We start from the raw sequence: 1,634 nt of genomic DNA on the forward strand, positions 1-1,634 counted from the left end.
ATTTTATAAACACTTGAAAATATTATTAACATAGGAATAAATAACCATTATAAATATCCTGAAATACCTGATTGTTACTTTATTCACAGGGATTTAATACTATTACAATAGTATTAAAATCATATAAAAATAAGTAATGCCATTATTTACAGTGTTGTGTATGTCGAAAAAAATGTCTAGAATTATATTGTGATATCGTGATATGATATTGATTAAACTTAATTTCTGTATTTGTTCATATAGTAAAATAAGATAGAAGAAAGAAGGGGAGAGGTTATGAAAAGAATAAGTCTTGCATGGCAAATTTTCATTGGTTTAGCACTAGGTATTATCGTAGGCGCTATCTTTTACGGTAACACTCATATAGCAGATTATCTTCAGCCGATTGGTGATATCTTCATTCGCTTAATCAAAATGATCGTTGTCCCAATTGTTATCTCAAGTATTATTGTTGGAGTTGCCGGTACGGGCGATATGAAATCGCTTGGAAAACTAGGCGGCAAAACCCTTTTATATTTTGAAATTATTACGACCATTGCCATTGTGCTAGGTTTACTATTTGCTAATGTGTTCCATCCTGGAACTGGTGTTGACCGTTCACACTTAGCTAAAACAGATATTAATACGTATGTGGAAACAGCAAAAACAACTGAATCTCATTCGATGGCCGATACGTTTGTTAATATCGTTCCAACCAACATCATTCAGGCGTTAGCGAATGGTGATATGCTAGCGATCATTTTCTTCTCCGTTATGTTCGGACTTGGTGTCGCTGCTATTGGAGAAAAAGGTACACCGATTATCAATTTCTTTAAAGGTACTGCCGATGCAATGTTCTGGGTAACGAACCAAGTGATGAAATTCGCTCCGTTTGGCGTTTTTGCGCTAATTGGTGTGACGGTTTCAAAATTCGGTTTGGCATCGCTTATTCCATTAGGAAAATTAGTTATCGTTGTTTATGGAGCAATGATCTTCTTTATTTTGGTTGTCCTAGGTATTACTGCAAAGATTGCTGGAGTTAATATTTTTAAATTCTTAGCTTATTTAAAAGACGAGTTATTACTTGGTTATTCTACAGCGAGCTCGGAGGCTGTTCTTCCGAAAATCATGGAAAAGATGGAGAAGATCGGCTGTCCGAAGGCGATTACTTCTTTCGTTATTCCAACTGGTTATTCGTTTAACCTTGATGGCTCTACGCTTTACCAAGCGATTGCGGCATTGTTCATTGCACAAATGTACGGAATTCACTTGAGCATTACGCACCAAATCACGCTTGTTCTTGTCTTGATGGTAACGTCTAAAGGAATCGCGGGTGTTCCAGGGGTCTCTTTCGTGGTTCTTCTTGCAACATTAGGAAGCGTCGGTATTCCGGTTGAAGGTCTTGCGTTTATCGCTGGGATTGACCGTCTACTCGATATGGCTCGTACATGTGTTAATATCGTTGGTAACTCCCTTGCTGCCGTTGTGGTCTCAAAATGGGAAGGTCATAAACTTAATGATGAAACTGATTTAGCAGCTTAATATAATAGTTGGAGGAGACAGAGATGCAGATGGCACTCTGTCTTTTTTTTGTTTCTAAAGGCAGCGGTTACAGTTGAACTGAGGATTGTCTTTTAAAAGGCGGATGAAGGACA

At 37.5% G+C, this 1,634-nt stretch carries 1 protein-coding gene; it reads left to right on the plus strand.

The genetic code is table 11. From position 1 onward, the window contains the following. The first annotated feature begins 276 nt into the window (after nucleotides 1–276). Complete coding sequence (locus tag V7266_RS28980; protein WP_335472676.1) at nucleotides 277–1,521, plus strand: cation:dicarboxylate symporter family transporter; 1,245 nt, start codon at nucleotides 277–279, stop codon at nucleotides 1,519–1,521. Nucleotides 1,522–1,634: the final 113 nt, after the last annotated feature.

This window comes from Neobacillus drentensis (assembly GCF_036965645.1).
In the GTDB taxonomy this organism is placed as follows: domain Bacteria; phylum Bacillota; class Bacilli; order Bacillales; family Cytobacillaceae; genus Neobacillus; species Neobacillus drentensis_D.